This is a genomic window from Phytopseudomonas daroniae (assembly GCF_004327285.1).
Taxonomy (GTDB): domain Bacteria; phylum Pseudomonadota; class Gammaproteobacteria; order Pseudomonadales; family Pseudomonadaceae; genus Aquipseudomonas; species Aquipseudomonas daroniae.
On the sequence record NZ_QJUI01000022.1, the window covers coordinates 54388 to 72535 of the forward strand.

The 18148-nt window shown below is 65.6% G+C and carries 15 protein-coding genes; 9 read left to right on the forward strand and 6 right to left on the reverse strand.

Features of this window, described 5'->3' with window-relative positions; genetic code table 11:
• Window positions 1–53: 53 nt before the first annotated feature.
• The gene (gene glnT, locus DNK06_RS21160; protein WP_131181969.1) at window positions 54–1388 is read right to left on the reverse strand and encodes a type III glutamate--ammonia ligase; all 1335 of its coding nucleotides are present in this window, start codon (window positions 1386–1388) and stop codon (window positions 54–56) included.
• A gap of 244 nt (window positions 1389–1632) precedes the next feature.
• Between glnT and DNK06_RS21165 the strand changes: the two genes are divergently transcribed.
• Window positions 1633–2232, forward strand: a complete 600-nt coding sequence (locus DNK06_RS21165) for a helix-turn-helix domain-containing protein (RefSeq protein ID WP_131181970.1) — start codon at window positions 1633–1635, stop codon at window positions 2230–2232.
• A gap of 134 nt (window positions 2233–2366) precedes the next feature.
• On the opposite strand, the gene DNK06_RS21170 is transcribed toward DNK06_RS21165, so the two are convergent.
• Genes DNK06_RS21170 through DNK06_RS21190 form a run of 5 tightly spaced genes read right to left on the reverse strand, consistent with a single transcriptional unit; the run spans window position 2367 to window position 8416 of the window.
• On the reverse strand, window positions 2367–3185 hold the full coding sequence (locus DNK06_RS21170; RefSeq protein WP_131181971.1) for an ABC transporter ATP-binding protein: 819 nt from the start codon (window positions 3183–3185) through the stop codon (window positions 2367–2369).
• Window positions 3182–4219: a FecCD family ABC transporter permease gene (locus DNK06_RS21175; RefSeq protein WP_423228076.1), complete on the reverse strand. Its 1038-nt coding sequence runs from the start codon at window positions 4217–4219 to the stop codon at window positions 3182–3184. The genes DNK06_RS21170 and DNK06_RS21175 overlap by 4 nt, the downstream gene beginning before the upstream one ends.
• Window positions 4220–4251: 32 nt before the next feature.
• Entirely contained in the window at window positions 4252–5367 is a 1116-nt protein-coding gene (locus tag DNK06_RS21180) for an ABC transporter substrate-binding protein (RefSeq protein ID WP_131181973.1), read from the reverse strand.
• A gap of 23 nt (window positions 5368–5390) precedes the next feature.
• Window positions 5391–6071, reverse strand: a complete 681-nt coding sequence (locus DNK06_RS21185) for a Fe2+-dependent dioxygenase (RefSeq protein WP_131181974.1) — start codon at window positions 6069–6071, stop codon at window positions 5391–5393.
• Window positions 6071–8416: a TonB-dependent receptor gene (locus tag DNK06_RS21190; RefSeq protein ID WP_131181975.1), complete on the reverse strand. Its 2346-nt coding sequence runs from the start codon at window positions 8414–8416 to the stop codon at window positions 6071–6073. The genes DNK06_RS21185 and DNK06_RS21190 overlap by 1 nt, the downstream gene beginning before the upstream one ends.
• A gap of 180 nt (window positions 8417–8596) precedes the next feature.
• On the opposite strand from DNK06_RS21190, the gene DNK06_RS21195 reads away from it, so the two are divergent.
• The 8 genes from DNK06_RS21195 (at window position 8597) to DNK06_RS21230 (ending at window position 17955) form a co-directional block, all read left to right on the forward strand.
• Complete coding sequence (locus DNK06_RS21195; protein WP_131181976.1) at window positions 8597–9319, forward strand: response regulator; 723 nt, start codon at window positions 8597–8599, stop codon at window positions 9317–9319.
• Complete coding sequence (locus DNK06_RS21200) at window positions 9316–10701, forward strand: ATP-binding protein (RefSeq protein ID WP_131181977.1); 1386 nt, start codon at window positions 9316–9318, stop codon at window positions 10699–10701. The genes DNK06_RS21195 and DNK06_RS21200 overlap by 4 nt, the downstream gene beginning before the upstream one ends.
• A 274-nt stretch (window positions 10702–10975) precedes the next feature.
• Window positions 10976–11842: a formyltetrahydrofolate deformylase gene (gene purU, locus DNK06_RS21205; RefSeq protein WP_131181978.1), complete on the forward strand. Its 867-nt coding sequence runs from the start codon at window positions 10976–10978 to the stop codon at window positions 11840–11842.
• Window positions 11839–12717: a bifunctional methylenetetrahydrofolate dehydrogenase/methenyltetrahydrofolate cyclohydrolase FolD gene (folD, locus tag DNK06_RS21210; RefSeq protein WP_131181979.1), complete on the forward strand. Its 879-nt coding sequence runs from the start codon at window positions 11839–11841 to the stop codon at window positions 12715–12717. The genes purU and folD overlap by 4 nt, the downstream gene beginning before the upstream one ends.
• Entirely contained in the window at window positions 12717–13958 is a 1242-nt protein-coding gene (locus DNK06_RS21215) for an FAD-dependent oxidoreductase (protein ID WP_131181980.1), read from the forward strand. The genes folD and DNK06_RS21215 overlap by 1 nt, the downstream gene beginning before the upstream one ends.
• Before the next feature lie 126 nt (window positions 13959–14084).
• Window positions 14085–14381 carry a sarcosine oxidase subunit delta gene (locus DNK06_RS21220; protein WP_131181981.1) on the forward strand — a complete coding sequence of 99 codons (297 nt, stop codon included), beginning with the start codon at window positions 14085–14087 and terminating at the stop codon, window positions 14379–14381.
• The gene (locus tag DNK06_RS21225) at window positions 14378–17275 is read left to right on the forward strand and encodes an FAD-dependent oxidoreductase (protein ID WP_131181982.1); all 2898 of its coding nucleotides are present in this window, start codon (window positions 14378–14380) and stop codon (window positions 17273–17275) included. The genes DNK06_RS21220 and DNK06_RS21225 overlap by 4 nt, the downstream gene beginning before the upstream one ends.
• 68 nt (window positions 17276–17343) lie before the next feature.
• A complete protein-coding gene (locus DNK06_RS21230) occupies window positions 17344–17955 on the forward strand; it encodes a sarcosine oxidase subunit gamma (RefSeq protein WP_423228077.1) in 612 nt (203 codons plus the stop codon).
• The last annotated feature ends 193 nt before the right edge of the window (window positions 17956–18148 follow it).

Consider the following 18148-nt stretch of genomic DNA (forward strand, 5'->3'; position numbering starts at 1 on the left):
TGAAAGACCACGAAGCGTTCTTGCTTGCAGCTTGAAGCTTGTGGCTTGCAGCTCTAGAAGAATTCGGTGTAGCGCTTGATCTCCCAATCGGAGACGTGGCGGCTGTACTCCACCCACTCCATGCGCTTGAGCTTGATGAACTCACCGACGATTTGCGGGCCCAGCACCTCGGCGAACAGCGAGTCGGCTTCGAGGGCATCGCAGGCTTCCTTGAGCGACTGCGGCAGGGTCTTGATGCCACGTGCAGCGATCTCCTCCAGGCTCAGCGTGTAGAGGTTCTCGTTGCACACGTTGTCGACTTCCAGCTTGCGGTCGATGCCGTCCAGGCCGGCGGCGATGATCGCGGCGCTGACCAGATAGGGGTTGCAGCCGGCATCCGGCAGGCGGAACTCCAGGCGGCCATAGGGCACGCGCACCATGGCCGAGCGGTTGTTGGCACCGAAAGCGATGAAAGCTGGCGCCCAGGTGGCACCCGACAGGGAATTGCCTACCACCAGACGCTTGTAGGAGTTCACTGTCGGCGCGGCGAAGGCGCACAACGCCGGGCCATGGGCCAGCAGGCCGGCGGCGAAGTGGTAGGCAAGCTTGGACAGGCCCATACCGCTCGGGTCGCTGGCGTCATGGAACAGGTTCTTGTTCTCTGCGCTGGCGATGGACAGGTGGAAATGCATGCCGTTGCCGGCGCGCTTCGGATCCGGCTTGGGCATGAACGAGCAGACCATGCCCATGTCGCTGGCGATCTCGCCGGCGGCCATGCGGAAGAAGGTGAAGCGATCCGCCGACTCCATGGCGTCGCTGTAGGTGTAGTTGATCTCGAACTGGCCGTTGGCGTCCTCGTGATCGATCTGATAGATGTCGAACCCGACCGGCTGCAGCGCCTCGGTGAGGCGCTCGAGAAACTCGCGGGAGCGCGACAGGCCCTTGTAGTCGTAGCAAGGCTTGTCGAGGTTGTCGCTGACGTCGACCAGTTGCAGTGCACCGTTCTCGCCACGCTTGAACAGGCTGAATTCCGGCTCCAGCCCGGTGTTCAGCGTCCAGCCGCGATCAGCCAGGCGCTGCACCTGTTGTTGCAGTACATAGCGGCTGTCGTAGGGCCAGGGTTTGCCATCCACATGACCGATGCACACCACGCGGCCATAGCCCGGCTGCCAGGGTACCGGCGTCAGTGACGACAGGTCGCCACGGGCCATGAAATCCGGGCCGTGTGGCTCCATGCCCATGCCGCAGATGGCGAAGCCAGCGAACCCAGCCCCAGCTTCCGCCACTGCTTCGAGGCCCGACACAGGCACCGACTTGGTCTTGGCCGAACCATGGATATCCACGAACTGAGCGAGCACGTACTTGATCGCGTGTTTCTCGATGACCCGCTGGGTTTCACTTGGCAACATCATGCGCCTCCTGTCGACTCGATGATTATTCCAACTGGGAAATTAACTTTCCCAACAAGAATGCAATCAACTTGCCAATCTTGAGCACAACGGGCGCAAGCCTGCTGTCGTGCGGGTTTTCTTCTATCCGTAGAGGAAAAATGCTTTCATAGCAGGAAATTCACACCCCCGGCGTGCACCATTGCAAAGCAGCCTGATCATTCCCGGTGCGAATTTATTATTCACGAATAGAAAATGGCCGTGCATGAGCAAAACCACAGAGATCCCGCCCCGCCTGAAACTCGAGCAATACCTGGGTATGCAGATTCGCCGCCAGCGCCAGGCCCAAGAACTGAAGATCGCCGAAGTCGCGCGCATCGCTGGCATCAGCCAGGGCATGCTCAGCAAGATCGAAAACGCCCAGGTATCCACCAGCCTCGATACCCTGAGCCGACTGTGCGATGTACTGGGCATGCCGATGTCCAAGCTGTTCAGCCAATACGATCAGCAAGGCAGCGGCGCGCTGCTGGTGAAGTCCGATGAAGGCCTGGAAGTGGTGCGCCGTGGCACCGAGAAAGGCCATACCTATCACCTGCTGAACCATACTCGCGGGCCGAAGAAGAGCTTCGAGGCCTATATGGTCAGCATGGACGATGCCAGCGAAGAGTTTCCCACCTTCTCCCATCCGGGCACCGAATTCCTGCACCTGCTCGAAGGCGAACTGGTCTATCGCCATGGCAACCAGCTCTATGCCATGCAGGCCGGCGACAGCCTGACCTTCGATGCCGAAGTCCCTCACGGCCCGGAACAGCTGATCCAGGTACCGATCCGCCTGCTGTCGATCATGAACTACGGCAAAGAATGAGCGCCGATCCCGAATCGGCAACCACGAGGAACAAGCGGACAGGGAGTTGCGATCATGCTCCCCGCTCCGCCTGGGCACTAACAGGCCGCTGAAAAACGTCGGCGAGGCAACGCAGGTAGTTTTTCAACAGCCTGCTAATGGCCGCCTGCACCTGAGGGCTCATCCGAACGCTGCACCGCTCTGCGCTCGAGCGGTGCCAGGGCGCGATCGACCAGCACCTGCAGGCGCCCGCGGGAACAGCGCTCGACACGGGCCTCGACCCCATACACATCGGCCAGCAAACGTGGCGTGAGAACCTCCTCGGGCGCGCCGCTGGCGTAGAGCCTACCGCCGTGCAGCACCACCAGAAAGTCCGCGCAGGCAGCCGCCAGGTTGATATCGTGCAGCACCGCCAGCGCCATCAGGCGATGCTCGCGCACCCGTTCACGCACACAATCCATCACCCGCACCTGGTAATGCAGGTCGAGTGCGCTGGTGGGCTCATCCAGCAACAGCACCTGGGGCCGTCGGGCAATCAACTGGGCCAGCGAAACCAGCTGGCGCTGGCCGCCGGACAGGCTATCCAACGAATGTTCGGCCAAGTCCTCGATACCGATCCGTGCCAACGCCGTGAAAGCCGCGCGCAGCACGTCGCCCTCGCCACCGACGCGCAAGGCGGCCACCACGCTCTCCAGCACGCCCAGGGCGATACCTGGCGGCAGTTGCTGCGGCATGTAGGCCAGCAGACGGGCACGGTCGGCGGGTGCCAGAGTGGTCAGGTCGCGCTCCCCGAGGCTGAGCCGGCCGCGCATGCGCTCCAGCCCGGCCAGGGCGCGCAGCAGCGTGGACTTGCCGGCGCCATTGGGGCCGACCAGGGCCACCAGGCTGCCGGCCGGCAACTCGGGCAGCGACAAGCCGCGAATGACCGTGCGGCGGCCATAGGCGACCTCGATATCCTCCACTTTCAGGTTCACAGGCGCCTCCCGCGGCGGAACACCAGCACCACGAAAACCGGTACACCGACCAGAGCGGTGACGATGCCGACCGGCACGATGACGCCGGGCAGGATCAGTTTGCTGGCGATCGACGACAGCGACAGCAGCAAGGCACCGACCAGGGCGCTGGCCGGCAGCAGGAAGCGTTGATCCTCGCCGACCAGCAGGCGCGCCATGTGTGGCCCGACCAGGCCGACGAAACCGATGGTGCCGACGAAGGCCACCGCCGTCGCCGCCAGCAGGCTGATGCGCAGCAGCGAGGCATAGCGCAGCCGGCGCACGTCGACGCCGAAGCTGCGCGCCCGATCCTCGCCCATGCGCAGCAGGGTCATGGCCGGCGCGGCGCGCAGCGAGAACGGCAGCAGCAGCGCCAGCACCACGGCGAGAATGCCGAGCTTCTCCCAGTCGGCGCGGGCCAGACTGCCCAGCGTCCAGAACACCAGTTGCTGCAGCACGTCCTCGGTGGCCAGCAATTGCAGCAGCGAGACCAGCGCGTTGCAACTGAACACCAGGGCGATGCCGAACAGCACCAGACTCTCCGTACCGGCGCCGCGCAGCCGCGACATGGCCTGCAGGAGCAGCACCGACAGGCAGGCGCAGACGAACGCCGCCACCGTCACCTGCGCGCTCGGCGCCAGCCAGCCGATGCTCAAGGGATAGGCGATCGCCAGCGAGGCGCCGAGCGCTGCCGCCGAGGACACGCCCAGGGTAAAGGGGCTGGCCAGCGGATTGTCGAGGATCGCCTGCATCTCCGCCCCCGCCAGTGACAACGCCGCGCCAACCAGCACCGCCATCAGCGCATAGGGCAGGCGCACGTTCCAGATGATCACCCGTTCGGTAGCGCTCAGCGAGTCCGGCTCGAGTATGCCGGCCAGCAGTTGGCCAAGGGTCATGCCCGAGGAGCCGCTGGCCAGGTCGGCGAGCACGCTGGCCAGCAGCAACAGGCCGAGCAAGGCCACCAGCGCACAGCGGCGCAGCAGCAGGTATCGATAGTTCCGGGTGGCCTGCTGCAGGGTAGGTACAGCGAGGTCTTGCACGGAAGCGTTCACGGCTTGGCGTCGATCCAGTAATGCCCGTCGAGACCGACGGCGAGGAAGCCGTTGACCTCGGCCATGGTCGCCAGGGGGTCGAGATCGGCGAACCGCTCGGGATGGATCCAGCGCGCCATCGCCTCGATCGCCAGGATGTTGAACGGCGAGTTGTAGAAGTCATGCCACAGGCCGTGGGCCTGCCCCGCCTGGATCGGTCGCAGTGGCGCGAATTCCGGACGCGCCGTGATCTTCGCCAGGCTGTCACGCGCGGTCTGCTCGTCCACTCCCGCGCCGAGCAACACCCCGGGGTTGCGATTGCCGGTGGCGATGTAGATATCCGGGTCGGCGGTCAGCACGTATTCCACGCTGACATCGCCGAGCGCACCGGGCACCACGCCCGCGGCGATATTGCGCCCGCCGACGGCCTCCACCACGCTACCCAGCCCGCTCTTGCCGGTGGTGTGGCCCGGCGCCTGCCAGACGCCGGCCAGCAGTTCGAGGAACACCTTGGGCCGCTCGGCCTGTGGGATCTGCGCCACGCCGTCGGTGATCCGCGCCAGATGGCGGTCGTAGAAGCTCAGGTATTGCCGGGCCTCGGTCTCACGCCCCAGCACGCGACCGAGCGCTTCCAGGCTGACGCGGGTGTTCTTGATCGGGTGCACGCGAAAATCGATGAACAATACCGGAATCCCGGCCTTGATCAGCAGGTCGGCCACCGGGCTGTGCTGGGTCGGGCCTTCGCCGGCGATGCTGAACACCGCCAGATCCGGTTTCAGGGACAGGATCTGCTCGACGCTGACGCTCTGCTCCGAGGCCTGGCCGATCAGCGGGATATCGGCGATGGCCGGGTACTGCCTGGCATAGACTTCATAGGTGTGCGGATCGAGCAGGCGCATGTCGTTCTGCCAGCCGACCACCCGTTGGAACGGCGCCTCGCGGTCGAGCAGGGCCAGGGCGAAGAACAGTCGTCCTTCACCCAACACCACGCGCTTGGGCTCGCTGGGTACTTCGACCTTGCGCCCGAGCACGTCGGTGACTTCGACCGCATGGGCGGAGCCGAGCAGACCCAGCCAGGCGGCCAGCAAGACGATGGGCAACGCGATGGCGCGACGCAGGAAGCGGGTATTCACGAAGAAATTCTCCAATGACGTGATCAGGTATCGCTCCAACGACGGAGCAGGTTGTGGTAGACGCCGGTGAGTTCCAGCAGCGATTGCTCGTCGGCGCCCTGCACGGTGAGGCGCTGGATGGCCACGTCCATGTCCAGCAGCATCTGCCGCTGGCTGTCCTCGCGCACCAGGCTCTCGATCCAGAAGAACGAGGCCAGGCGCTCACCGCGGCTCACCGGTTCGACGCGATGCAGGCTGCTGCCGGGGTACAGCACCAGGTGCCCGGCCGGTAGCTTGACCCGGCGTTCGCCGAAGGTGTCGCGGATCACCAGCTCGCCACCGTCGTAGCTCTGCGGCTCGGCCAGGAACAGCGTCGCCGACAGGTCGGTGCGCACGCGCTCGCGCACGCCCTTGATGCCGCGCACGGCGTTGTCGACATGAAAGCCGAACGCCTCGCCATCGCCATAGCGGTTGAACAGCGGCGGGTAGATGCGCTTGGGCAGGGCGGCGGACATGAACAGGGCGTTGTCCGATAGCCGGCGCAGGATCAGCTCGCCGAGCTGGCGGCCGATGAGGTTGTCCTCCGGCAGCTGCCGGTTGGCCTTGACCCTGGCCGACTGCACACCGGCGGTGACCTGGCCATCGACCCAGTCCTGCGCCAGCAATTGCTGGCGCAATGCGGCCAGTTCCGCCGTCTCGAGCAGCGCTTCGATCTCGATCAGCATCAGAAGCTGTAATCGACGCTGGCCGTCAGGGTGCGTCCGGCACCTGGCACACCATAGAGCTGGAAGCCGTCCAGCGAGGCGCCGATGCGGCTGTAGTAGAAGGTGTTGAACAGGTTCTCGACATTGAGGTTGAGCGTGGTGCTCCGATCCACCCGGTAGCGTGCGGCCACGCTATGCAGCCAGTAGCCCGGCGCCTTCTCGCCGTCGCGGGTGTAGATGGCGGCCACGCCCGACGGGCCGTCGGCGTAACTGCTGTTGTTGTTCAGGCCGCCGACGTATTTATTGTCGCTGTAGCGGCGGCGACCGACGTAGTTGGCGCCGTAGCTGAGGCTGAGGTCGTCGCTGAGGTCGTAGGTCGTCCACAGGTTGGCGGTCAGGTCGGGAACGTTCTTGGCTTCCTCGCCCTTGTTCACGCCCTTGGTCTGGCGGCTCTTCATCGCCGCGAAGCCGGCATAGGCCGACCACTTCGACGTCAGCTCGCCCTGCAGGCCCAGTTCGATACCGTCGACCCGCTTGGCCGGCAGCGCACGCACCGCCGCGGCTTCGCCTTCGGCGTACTCCCAACTGTCGTCCAGCTCGGTACGGAACAGCGCGGCGGTCAGCCCCAGGCGCTCATCCAGCAGTTCCCACTTGCTGCCCAGTTCGTAGGTGCGCGATTTGGCCGGCTCATAGTCCGCCGTGCTGGCCGCGCCATACACCTGGTTATTGGTGCTGGCACCGATCGCCGATGGCTGCGCCGCTTCACTGTAGGACAGGTAGATGCTGCCATTGGGCAACGGCTTGTAGACCAGCCCGGCACGCCCGCCGAAGGTGTCGTCGCGCCGGCTCGTCTCGCTGCCACCGCTCTCCGTGCTGACCTTCCAGCGGTCGTAGCGCAGCGACAGCAGCAACTGCCACCGCTCGTCCAGGGTCAGGGTATCGGAGAGGTACAGGCCGGCATCCTTGACCTCGGTGGCCGCTTCGCCATAACCCTTGCGCGCATGGGTGGAGGCGAAGCTGTGGGCCGGATCGCTGATGTCGAAGAACAGGTCACCGTCCGGTACCTTCATGCCCTTGTGCAGGCCGGCGTAGGTTTCCTTGTACAGCTCCAGACCGGCCACTGCCTGGTGGCCGATGCCGCCGGTGTCGAAGGTGAAGCTCAGGTCGGTCTGGTTGTCGATGATGGTGTAGCGCTTGGACAGGCCGAAATCGCTGCCACGCAGGTAGGCATAGCGGGTGTCGCCGCTGTTGGCGTAGTCGGTGTAGGCATCGACCCCATTGATCGAGCTGAGCGGCCCGACGCCGACATAGCCGAGGCTGGCGCAACGGGTACCGCTGCAGGTGCGGCTGCCATCGGCGTTGGCGGCGACGAAACGCGCGGGCGAGAGCACTGCCCAGTTGTCGGTCTGCTGCCAGCGCAGCTGGTTGCTCAGGGTCGTGCTGTCGTTGAAGTCATGCTCGACCAATCCGGTCAGCGAACGGGTTTCGCTCTGCTGGGTATAAAGGCTGGAATCGCCATACCAGGCATCGCGGGAGACGCCCGGCATGCGCTTGCCGTTGCTGCCGCGCTGGATCGGCACACCGCCGTCCGGGGTGTTGTCGTCCTTCTGGTAGAAAACGTCGAGCCACAGGCGCGTGTCGGTATTCAAGCCGAAGCCGAAGGAAGTGGCCAGGCCCCAGCGGTCGTAATCCACCTCGTCGCGCTCGGCTACCGCGTTGTAGTGCTTCATCAGGTTGATGCGCACGGCGCTGGTGTCATTGATCTCGCGGTTGATGTCGGCGCTCAGGCGCTTGTAGTTGTCCGTGCCGATACCGGCGGACAACTTGCCGGCATCGCCCAGGTGGGCGCGCTTGCTCACCAGGTTGACGCTGCCGCCGATGGCGGAAACGCCGGACTCCACCGAACCGGTACCCTTGTAGACCTCGGCCTGTTCCAGGTTGAAGGTGTCGGTGCGGCTGCTCATGCCGGCGTCGCGCACGCCGTCGACGGTCAGGCTCTGCTCGGAAGAAAAACCGCGAATGGAGAACAGGTCGCCCCAGCCCAGGTTGCCCTCGCCGGACATGAAGGTAATCCCCGGTACGTTGCGCAGCACCTCCTGCAGGGTCTGCGCGTTCTGCTCCTCCAGCACCTCGCGCGGCACCACGTTGACGCTCTGTGGAGCGTCCAGCAGTGGCGTGGCGATCTTCGCCGACGAGGCCTCGTCGCGCTTGTAGGTCGCACGCTCGCCGGTCACCTGGGTACCCGGCAGATCGATCACCGCGCTGTCGGCCAGCGCCGGCAGCGCGCACACGCCGAGCATGGCGCCGAAGGCCGGGGCCAGGGTTCTGCCGAGACGCAGCGTCGACGGCGAAGGGGCTTGGGACATCGGAACTCCTTAAATACAATCAGTCGTATTTGTATTACTGGAATTCTATCGAGTGCCTTCCGCTGCCCTGCCCATGCAGATGTATCGCTCGTCCCGGCAAATGCCACTCCAACACAATCCATTACATTTGCCCGCCGACGGCGGTGTATGGTGCCCTTTCCTCCCTGCAGGTGTTCGCCGATGTCCAAAGCGGATCACATCCTGATCGTCGACGACGATCCCGAAATCCGTCAGCTGCTGTGTACTTACCTGGGCGAGGCCGGCTACCTGACCTCCACCGCCAGCCAGGGTCAGGAGATGCGCAAACGTCTGGAAGAACGCCTGATCGATCTGGTGGTGCTCGACCTGATGCTGCCCGGCGAGGATGGCCTGAGCCTGTGCCGCGAACTGCGCGTGCGCAGCAATACCCCGGTGATCATGCTCACCGCCCGCGGCACCCTGGTCGACCGCATCGTCGGCCTGGAAATGGGTGCCGACGACTACCTGGCCAAACCCTTCGACCCCCGCGAGCTGCTGGCGCGGATCAAGGTGGTACTGCGCCGCACCCAGAGCTTTCCGGATCGCGCCCGCCTCGACGCAGCCAGCGTGCTGCGCTTCGCCGGTTGGCGCCTGGACACCACCACTCGCCAGTTGCGCTCGCAGGACGGCCTGGTGATCAGCCTCGGCAACTCCGACTTCCGCGTGCTGCGCCTGCTGCTGCAACACCCCAACCGGCCACTTAGCCGCGACTTCCTGCTCTGCCATACGTTCGACAAGGAGCGCGCGCCCTTCGACCGCAGCATCGACGTCTGCATCAGCCGCCTGCGCCAGCACCTGGAAGACAACCCGCGCCAGCCGAGGCTGATCCGCACCGTGCGCAACGAGGGCTATGCCCTGACCGTCGATGCGGTGGAACAGACATGAAATGGTTCTGGCCCGACGCGCTCTATGGCCGTCTGGTGATCATTCTGGTGGCCGGCCTGATCGCGGCCCAGGTGCTGACCAGCAGCATCTGGTACGAGGTTCGCCACGGCCAGGTACTGGAAATCCCCACCCGCCTGCTGGCGGGACGCCTGGCCGACCTGCTGTTGCTCGACCAGCGCGCTCCCGGACAGGCCGAGCAGTTGCTGCAGAGTCTGCAGTCCGCGGACTTCCGCCTGCTCGATACCAAGCCCCCGGTCGGTAAGCCCCTGGCTGAAGCCGACCGCAATCGCGAGACGCTGCTGCGCGAGGTGATAGAGGAACGCACCGGCCAACCTGTCGACCTGAATCTGCTGCGCCTGGAAGTACTCGACCCGGATGAGCATCCCGCCAGTCTGCCCGTGCTGTTCGGAACGGCACCGGTACGTGGCCGCTTTCTCGTGGAACTGCAACTGCCCAGCGGTCGCGAGCTGTATATCGAGGCCACCGAGGAGCAGGGCTGGACCAACACCCCGCCGCTGTCCCTGCTACTCGACTACGCCCTGCGCATCTACCTGCTGCGCATCCTGGTGGTGCTGCTGATCGCGCTGCTCGCCGTACGCCTGGCCCTGCGTCCATTGAAGCAGATGGCGGGAGCCGCCGAAGCCCTCGGTCACGATATCCACCGGCCGCCGCTGCCTCTCGATGGCCCCCAGGAAGTACGCCAGGCAGCCCAGGCCTTCAACGCCATGCAACATCGGGTGATCGAGAGCATCGCCGAGCGCACGCGCTTCTTCGCCGCGGTCTCCCACGACCTGCGCACGCCGATCACCCGCCTGCGCCTGCGCACCGAACTGCTCGGCGACGAACTGACCCGGGAACGTTTTCGCACCGACCTGCAGCACATGGAAGAGATGATCTCGACCAGCCTGGAATTCCTGCGCAGCGGCGAACTCGAGCACGCCAGCGAGCCCGTCGATATCGATGCCCTGCTGCAGGCTCTGCAGGCCGACTTCGACGACCTCGGGGCCCGGGTCTCTCTGTCCGGCAGTTCCCGGCCCTTGAACGCCCATGCCAGCGGCTTGCGCCGCTGCCTGCAGAACCTCCTCGAAAATGCCGTACACCATGCCGGTGGCTCCATCGATATCGAAGTCAGGGACAATCCCGAACGCCTGCTGATCCGCATCGGCGACCGTGGCCCCGGTATTCCCGAGGCCCTGCTCGACCGGGTCATGGAACCCTTCTATCGCCAGGACGAAGCCCGTGCCGTCAGCAACACCGGCTACGGGCTGGGCCTGAGCATCGCGCGCAGCATCGCCAGCGCCCACGGCGGCAGCCTCGTGCTCTCGCCACGTCCGGGAGGTGGCCTGCTGGCCAGCCTCGAACTGCCACGGCGCGTCGACTGACCCTGTCGTCTCTCGCCTTGCACCCCTGGTTCAACGACCGGCCACACAATTGGCGTGCCTCGATTCGCCCATTTCGTTCGAGGGCTTCGCCGTGCAAGCAAAAGATTCTCCACAGGATAAAAAAATTCTTATCAGGCATAGACACGCACAACCTGTTCGCTTATAAAAATCACCATCAAGAAAATTAGATTCGCCACAAGAAAATATATTCATAGGCGAACCCTGCATTTATCCATGAAGAATTTCCTGCCGCCGACCTTTCAGAGGATCCGACATGCAGCACGCCCAGAACCAATACGTGATCAAGATCAGTTGCCCGGCCACGTCGGGCATCGTCGCCGCGGTGGCATCCTTTCTTGCCGAGCATCAGTGCTATATCAGCGAGATGTCGCAGTTCGACGACGAGGTCAGCAGCACTTTCTTCATGCGTGCGGTGTTCCGCTTCAACACCGGCGTGACGGATGACCTGGCGAAGATCGAGGAAGGCTTTGCCGCGGTGGCCAGCGCCTTCGACATGACCTGGGGCCTCTACAGCACCAGCAAACCCATGCGCGTACTGCTGATGGTCAGCAAGTTCGATCATTGCCTGGCCGACCTGCTCTATCGCCACCAGAAGGGCGAGTTGAACATGGAGATCACCGCCATCGTCTCCAACCACCTCGACCTGCGCCCCATGGCCGAGCGCGAGGGCATCCGCTTCATCTACCTGCCGGTGACCAAGGACACCAAGACCGGGCAGGAAGCCGAGCTGATGAAGATCGTCGATGAAACCGGCACCGACCTGGTGGTGCTGGCGCGCTACATGCAAATTCTTTCCAACAACCTGTGCAAGCAGCTGGCTGGCCGGGCGATCAACATCCATCACTCCTTCCTGCCCGGTTTCAAGGGTGCCAAGCCCTACCACCAGGCGTTCGAGCGCGGCGTGAAGCTGATCGGCGCCACCGCCCACTACGTCACCTCGGATCTCGACGAAGGCCCGATCATTGAGCAGGAAGTGCAGCGCGTGGATCACGCCCTGAGGCCTGACGATCTGGTCGCCATTGGCCGCGATACCGAAACGGTCGCGCTGTCGCGGGCGGTGAAGTACCACACCGAGCACCGCGTATTCCTCAACGGCGACCGCACGGTGATCTTCCGATGAGCACATTGATCGACGGCAAGGCCACGTCCGCGCGGGTGCTCGCCGAAGTCGCGGCGGATGTCGGCGCGCTCAAGGCCCGGGGCATCGAGCCGGCGCTGGCCGTGGTGCTGGTCGGCGACGACCCGGCCAGCCACGTCTACGTGCGCAACAAGGTGCTGCGCGCCGGCGAGGTCGGTATTCGCTCCCTGGAATACCGCCTGCCGGCCGAAGCCAGTGCCGAGGAGGTGCTGGAAGTGGTGGCCGGACTGAATGCCGATGCGGCGGTGCACGGCATCCTGGTGCAACTGCCACTGCCGAAACACATCGACGAAGTGCGCGTACTGCAGGCCATCGACCCGGTCAAGGACGTCGATGGCTTCCACAGCGAGAACGTCGGCGGCCTCAGCCAGGGCCGGCCAGTGCTGACGCCCTGCACCCCGGCGGGCTGCATGCGTCTGCTGCACGACACCCTGGGCGACCTGTCCGGCAAGCACGCCGTGGTGGTCGGCCGCTCGAACATCGTCGGCAAACCGATGGCGGCGCTGCTGCTGGCCGCCGACTGCAGCGTCAGCGTGCTGCATTCGCGTAGCGTCGAGCCGGAGAAACTCTGCGCCCAGGCCGACATCGTCGTCGCCGCCGTCGGCCGGCCGAGAATGATCGGTGCCAGCTGGATCAAGCCCGGCGCGGTGGTGATCGACGTCGGCATCAACCGCATCGAGGAAAATGGCAGGAGCCGTCTGGTCGGCGACGTCGATTTCGACGCCGCGCTGCCGCTGGTCTCGGCCATCACCCCGGTGCCCGGCGGGGTCGGCCCCATGACCATCGCCATGCTCATGCACAACACCGTCCTCGCCGCCCGTCAGCAGACCGGGCAGGCCAGCCAGGAGGCGCACTGATGCCTTTCTCCCTGCTCAAGTACGGCCTGTCGTCGGAATACCCCGTCGAGGTCGACCTGCCCGCGCCGAAGGAGCTGAAAGCCGCCTACGACGTGGTCATCATCGGCGCCGGCGGCCATGGCCTGGCCACCGCCTACTACCTGTCCCGGTACCACGGCATCAGCAATATCGCGGTGCTGGAGAAGGGCTACCTGGGCGGCGGCAACACGGCGCGCAACACCGCGGTGATCCGCTCCAACTACCTGACCAGCGAGGGTGTGAAGTTCTACATCGAGTCGGTGCGGATGTTCGAGAACCTGTCCAACGAGTTCGACTTCAACATCATGTACTCCGGCCGTGGCCAACTGACCCTGGCCCACACCGACGCCACCGTGCGCGCCTTCCGCCAGCGCGCCGAAGTGAACAAGCACTTCGGCGGGCGCACCGAGATGATCGACCGCCAGCAGATCCGCGAGCTGGTGCCGAGCCTCAACCTCGACCCCGGCCATATCCCGGTGCTCGCCGGCCTCTGGCACATCGACGGCGGCACCGCCCGCCACGACGCCGTGGCCTGGGGCTATGCCAAGGGCGCGGCCAAGCGCGGGGTGGAAATCCACCAGTTGACCGAGGTGCAGGACTTCGTCGTCGACAACGGGCGCATCCGCTCGGTGCAGACCAACCGCGGCACCATCGCCTGCGGCTGCGTGGTGCAAGCGGTGGCCGGCACCAGCTCGCTGCTGCTGAACAAGCTGGGCATCCGTGCGCCGATCCACACCTACCCGCTGCAGGCCATGGTCACCCAGCCGTTCAAGCCGTTCCTCGACCCGCTGGTGAGCTCCTCGGCCCTGCACTGCTACGTGCAGCAGACCAGCCGTGGCGAGATCGTCTTCGGCGGCGGTTCCGACCCCTACCCGCTGTACAACACGCGCTCGACCCTCGACCTCAAGGAAAGCCTGCTGGCCCACGCCATCGAGATGTTCCCGTTCATGGCCAACGCCAAGCTGATGCGCCAGTGGGCCGGGATCACCGACATGACCCCGGACTACAGCCCGATCATGGGCCTGTCGCCCATCGAGGGTTACTACCTCGACGCCGGCTGGGGCACCTGGGGCTTCAAGGCCACGCCGATCTGCGGCAAGACCATGGCCGAACTGGTGGCCAGCGGCGGCAAGGTGCCGGAGCTGATCGCACCGTTCGGCCTGGATCGTTTCAGCCGCTTCCAGCAGGTCAACGAAATGGGCGCCACGGCGGCCAGCCACTAAGACCGTAGGAGCCGGCTTGCCGGCGATCAATCCAATAGGCACTGCGCTCTTCAGACCTGATCGCCGGCAAGCCGGCTCCTACAGACAACGATCAGCTTCACCTTGCTCGCCAAGGAGTCCAGTTAAATGAAGATCATGACGTGCCCGCTCAACGGGCCGCGCAACATCAGCGAATTCACCTACGGCGGCGAACTCAAGCACATGCCCGACCCGGCCAGTTGCAGCGTCGCCGAATGGGCCGACTACGTGTTCAACAGCGAGAACCGCCTCGGTGTGGTCACCGAATGGTGGCTGCACACACCGTCGAGCTACTGGTTCCTGGCCGAGCGCCACACCGGCAGCGACGAGATACTGCGCACCTTCGACCCCCGTGAACTGTTCGACCAGCGGGTCGATTTCGCCACCCCGGAGGCCGACCGATGAAGCGCCTGCCCGCCCCCATGGGGCTGTTGATCGACCGCAACCAGCCGCTGACCTTCCGCTTCGACGGCAGCGCCTGCCAGGGTTTCGCCGGCGACACCGTCGCCAGCGCCCTGGCCGCCGACGGCCGCTGGCTGCTGTCGCGTTCGTTCAAGTACCACCGCCCGCGCGGCCCGCTGACCATGGCCGGCCAGGACGCCAACACCCTGGTGCAGTTGCCGGACGAGCCCAACGTGCTGGCCGACGAATGCCCGCTCGAAGCCGGTCTCGAGGTCACCCCGCAGAACGTCAACGGCAGCCTGGAGAAGGATCGCGACGCCCTGCTCGGCAGGTTCTCCAAATTCATGCCGGTGGGCTTCTACTACCGCGCCTTCTACAAGCCCAAGGGCATGTGGAAGCGCTGGGAACCGCTGATCCGCAGGAAGGCCGGCCTCGGCGTGCTCGACCTGACGTTCGAGCCGACCTACCACGACAAGGCCTACCTGTTCTGCGACCTGGCGGTGATCGGCTCCGGCCCCGCCGGCCTGTCCACCGCCCTGCATGCGGCCAATGGTGGCGCCAAGGTGCTGCTGATCGAGCAGAGCCCGCTGCTCGGCGGTTCGCTGACCTATGCGCGCTTCGGCGTGGACGGCAATGCCGCCCAGGGCCTGCGCGAAGAACTGGTCGCGGCGGTGAACGGCCACGGCAATATCCGCGTGCTCAATGAAGCGCTGTGCAACGCCTGGTTCGCCGACAACTACCTGCCGGTGATCCAGGGCAACCGCCTGTACAAGGTGCGCGCGAAACAGTGCATCGTCGCCAGCGGCTCCTTCGACCAGCCGGTGATCTTCCGCAACAACGACCTGCCGGGCGTGATGCTGACCAGCGCCGCCCAGCGCCTGATGCGCCTGTACGCGGTCAAGCCGGGCCAGCGCGCGGTGGTGCTGACCGGCAACGACGACGGCTACCTGGCCGCCCTCGACCTGCACGAGCAGGGCGTTGAAGTGGCCGCCGTAGTCGATATGCGCGAGCACGTCGACACGCCGGGCCTTGCCACCACCCTGCTGGCGCGCGGTATCGCTTGCCATGCCGGACACACCGTCTACGAAGCGCTGTCCGACAAGGGCGGGCGTCACCTCGCCCGCGTCGACGTGCGGCGCATCGCCAGTCGAGGCAAGGTCGCCGACGGCAGTATCCACATCGACTGCGACCTGCTGTGCATGTCCGCCGGCTACATGCCGGTCTACCAGTTGCTCTGCCAGGCCGGCGGCAGCCTGCGCTACGCCGACGAACACGCGGCGTTCTCGATCCAGAACCTGCCGAAGATCCTCCGCGTCGCCGGCTCGGTGAACGGTCGCCACGACCTGCAGCGGGTGCTCGCCGATGGCCGCCGCGCCGCCGCCGAAGCCCTGGCCGACCTCGGCCTGGACAGCGCCCCGGTGGAAGGCGCGGACAAGGACGACAGCCGGGTCAATTTCCCCTGGCCGATCTTCCCTCATCCGCAGGGCAAGGAATTCGTCGACTTCGACGAAGACCTGCAGATCAGGGACATCGTCAACGCCACCCGCCATGGCTACCGCGACGTACAGCTGGTCAAGCGCTTCTCCACCGTCGGCATGGGCCCGTCCCAGGGCCGCCACTCGGCGCTACCCACGGCGCGCCTGGTGGCCGACGCCACCGGGCGCAGCGTCAGCGAAACCGGGGTGACCACCGCGCGCCCGCCGTTCGCCGCGGAGAAGCTGGCCCATGTCGCCGGGCGCGCCTTCGACCCCTATCGGCAGACCGCCATGCATCGCCGTCACCTCGAACTCGGCGCCAGGCTGATGCCTGCCGGCGTCTGGCAGCGCCCGGCGTTCTATGGCAAGGCCGAGGAGCGCGAAGCCTGCATGCAGGCCGAAGCCCGCCAGGTGCGCGAGAAGGTCGGCCTGATCGACGTCTCCACCCTCGGCGGCCTCGACGTGCGCGGCCCGGATGCCGCCGAACTGCTGGAGCGCATGTACACCTTCGGCTTCGGCAAGCTCGCCGTCGGCCGTACCCGCTACGCGCTGATGACAGCCGAGGATGGCGTGGTGATCGACGATGGCGTGGCCTGCCGCCTGGGCGAGCAGCACTTCTACGTGTCGGCCACCACCAGCGGCGTGGATCGCGTCTACCGCAGCCTGCTCAAGTGGAACGCGCAGTGGCGCCTGAACGTCGATATCGCCAACGTCAGCGCCGCCTTCGCGGCGGTCAATCTGGCCGGGCCGCTGTCGCGCCAGGTACTGGAAAAGGTCTGCACGGACGTCGACCTGTCCGCCGCAGGTTTCCCCTACCTCGGCGTACGCGAAGGTAACGTTGCCGGTGTGCCGGCGCGGCTGCTGCGGGTCGGGTTCGTCGGCGAGCTGGGCTACGAAATCCACGTGCCGGCGCGCTTCGGCGAACACCTGTGGGATGCCCTGATGGCGGCCGGCGAGGCCGAGGGCATCCGCCCGTTCGGCGTGGAAACCCAGCGCCTGCTGCGTCTGGAAAAAGGCCACGTGATCATCGGCCAGGACACCGACGGCATGACCCATCCGGCGGAAATCGACATGGGCTGGGCCATCGGCCGCAAGAAACCGTTCTTCGTCGGCAAACGCAGCATCGAGATCCTCGAAGCGCAGCCGCTCAAACGCAAACTGGTCGGCTTCACCCTGCCCAAGGGCAGCCGCCAGCCGCTGGAAGGCCACCTGGTGCTCAAGGGGCCGGATATCAGCGGCAACGTGACCTCCTGCGAGTATTCGCAGACCGTCGGCGCGATCATCGGCCTGGCCTATGCCGGCGCCGACCAGGCCGAGCCGGGCATGCAGATTCCGATTCGCGTGGAAGGCGGCGAGGTGGTGCAGGCTACCGTGGTGAAACTGCCATTCTTCGATCCAGAAACCCGGCGCCAGGAGCTGTGACCATGAACCTGACCCTTCACGACCATGCCGAGCGCAGCCCGATCCACGACCTCTACGGCAACGCCGCGCTGACCCGGATTGGCGAGCGTGTGTTCGTCGCCCGTCATGCGGCCGGTGATGAAACCGGGCAACTGCAACGCTGCGCCCTGATCGACCTGAGCAACCTGCCCCGCGTGGGTTTTCGCGGGGCGGACAGTGCCGGCTACCTGCAAGGCAAGGGCTACCAGCTGCCGGACGCGCCCAACCAGGCCAGCGTCCAGCCCGGTGGCGAGCTCGTGCTGCGCCTGTCGCAGACCGAGTACTTCCTGCTCGGCAGCCTGGCCGATGGCGGCGCACGCATCGCCGTCGAGGAACCCGCCTGGCAAGCGAGCGATCAGGCCTGCTACCTGCTGCCGCGCCAGGACAGCCACGCCTGGCTGGCCCTGACCGGCGCGCACCTGCCGGAGCTGCTGGCCAAGGTCTGCGGCGTCGACCTGCGCGCCGAGGCCTTCCCGCCCGGCGCCGTGGCGCAGACCTCGGTGGCGCGCCTGAATGCCATCCTGGTCAACGCCGGCACGGACGCCCTGCCGATCTTCCACATCCTCTGCGACCGCGCCTCGGCCCACTACCTGTGGGGCGCGCTGCTGGATGCCATGGACGAGTTCGGCGGCAAGCCGGCAGGGGTCGAGGCGCTGGCCTGAATCATCGACAGCGATGGGTTATGGCGCGCCACATGCGCAGCCCTCCGCAAGGGCGGTGTCAGCGCCTTCACCCATCCTATGTATGGACTCGCCTTTACCTGTCAACCCGCTTTGAACAGAGAAACCCGGTTGCATCTATGTATCAGGCCTCAGCAAGGGAGCATCAGGTGCTCCGGGCCACCATTGTTTGAGC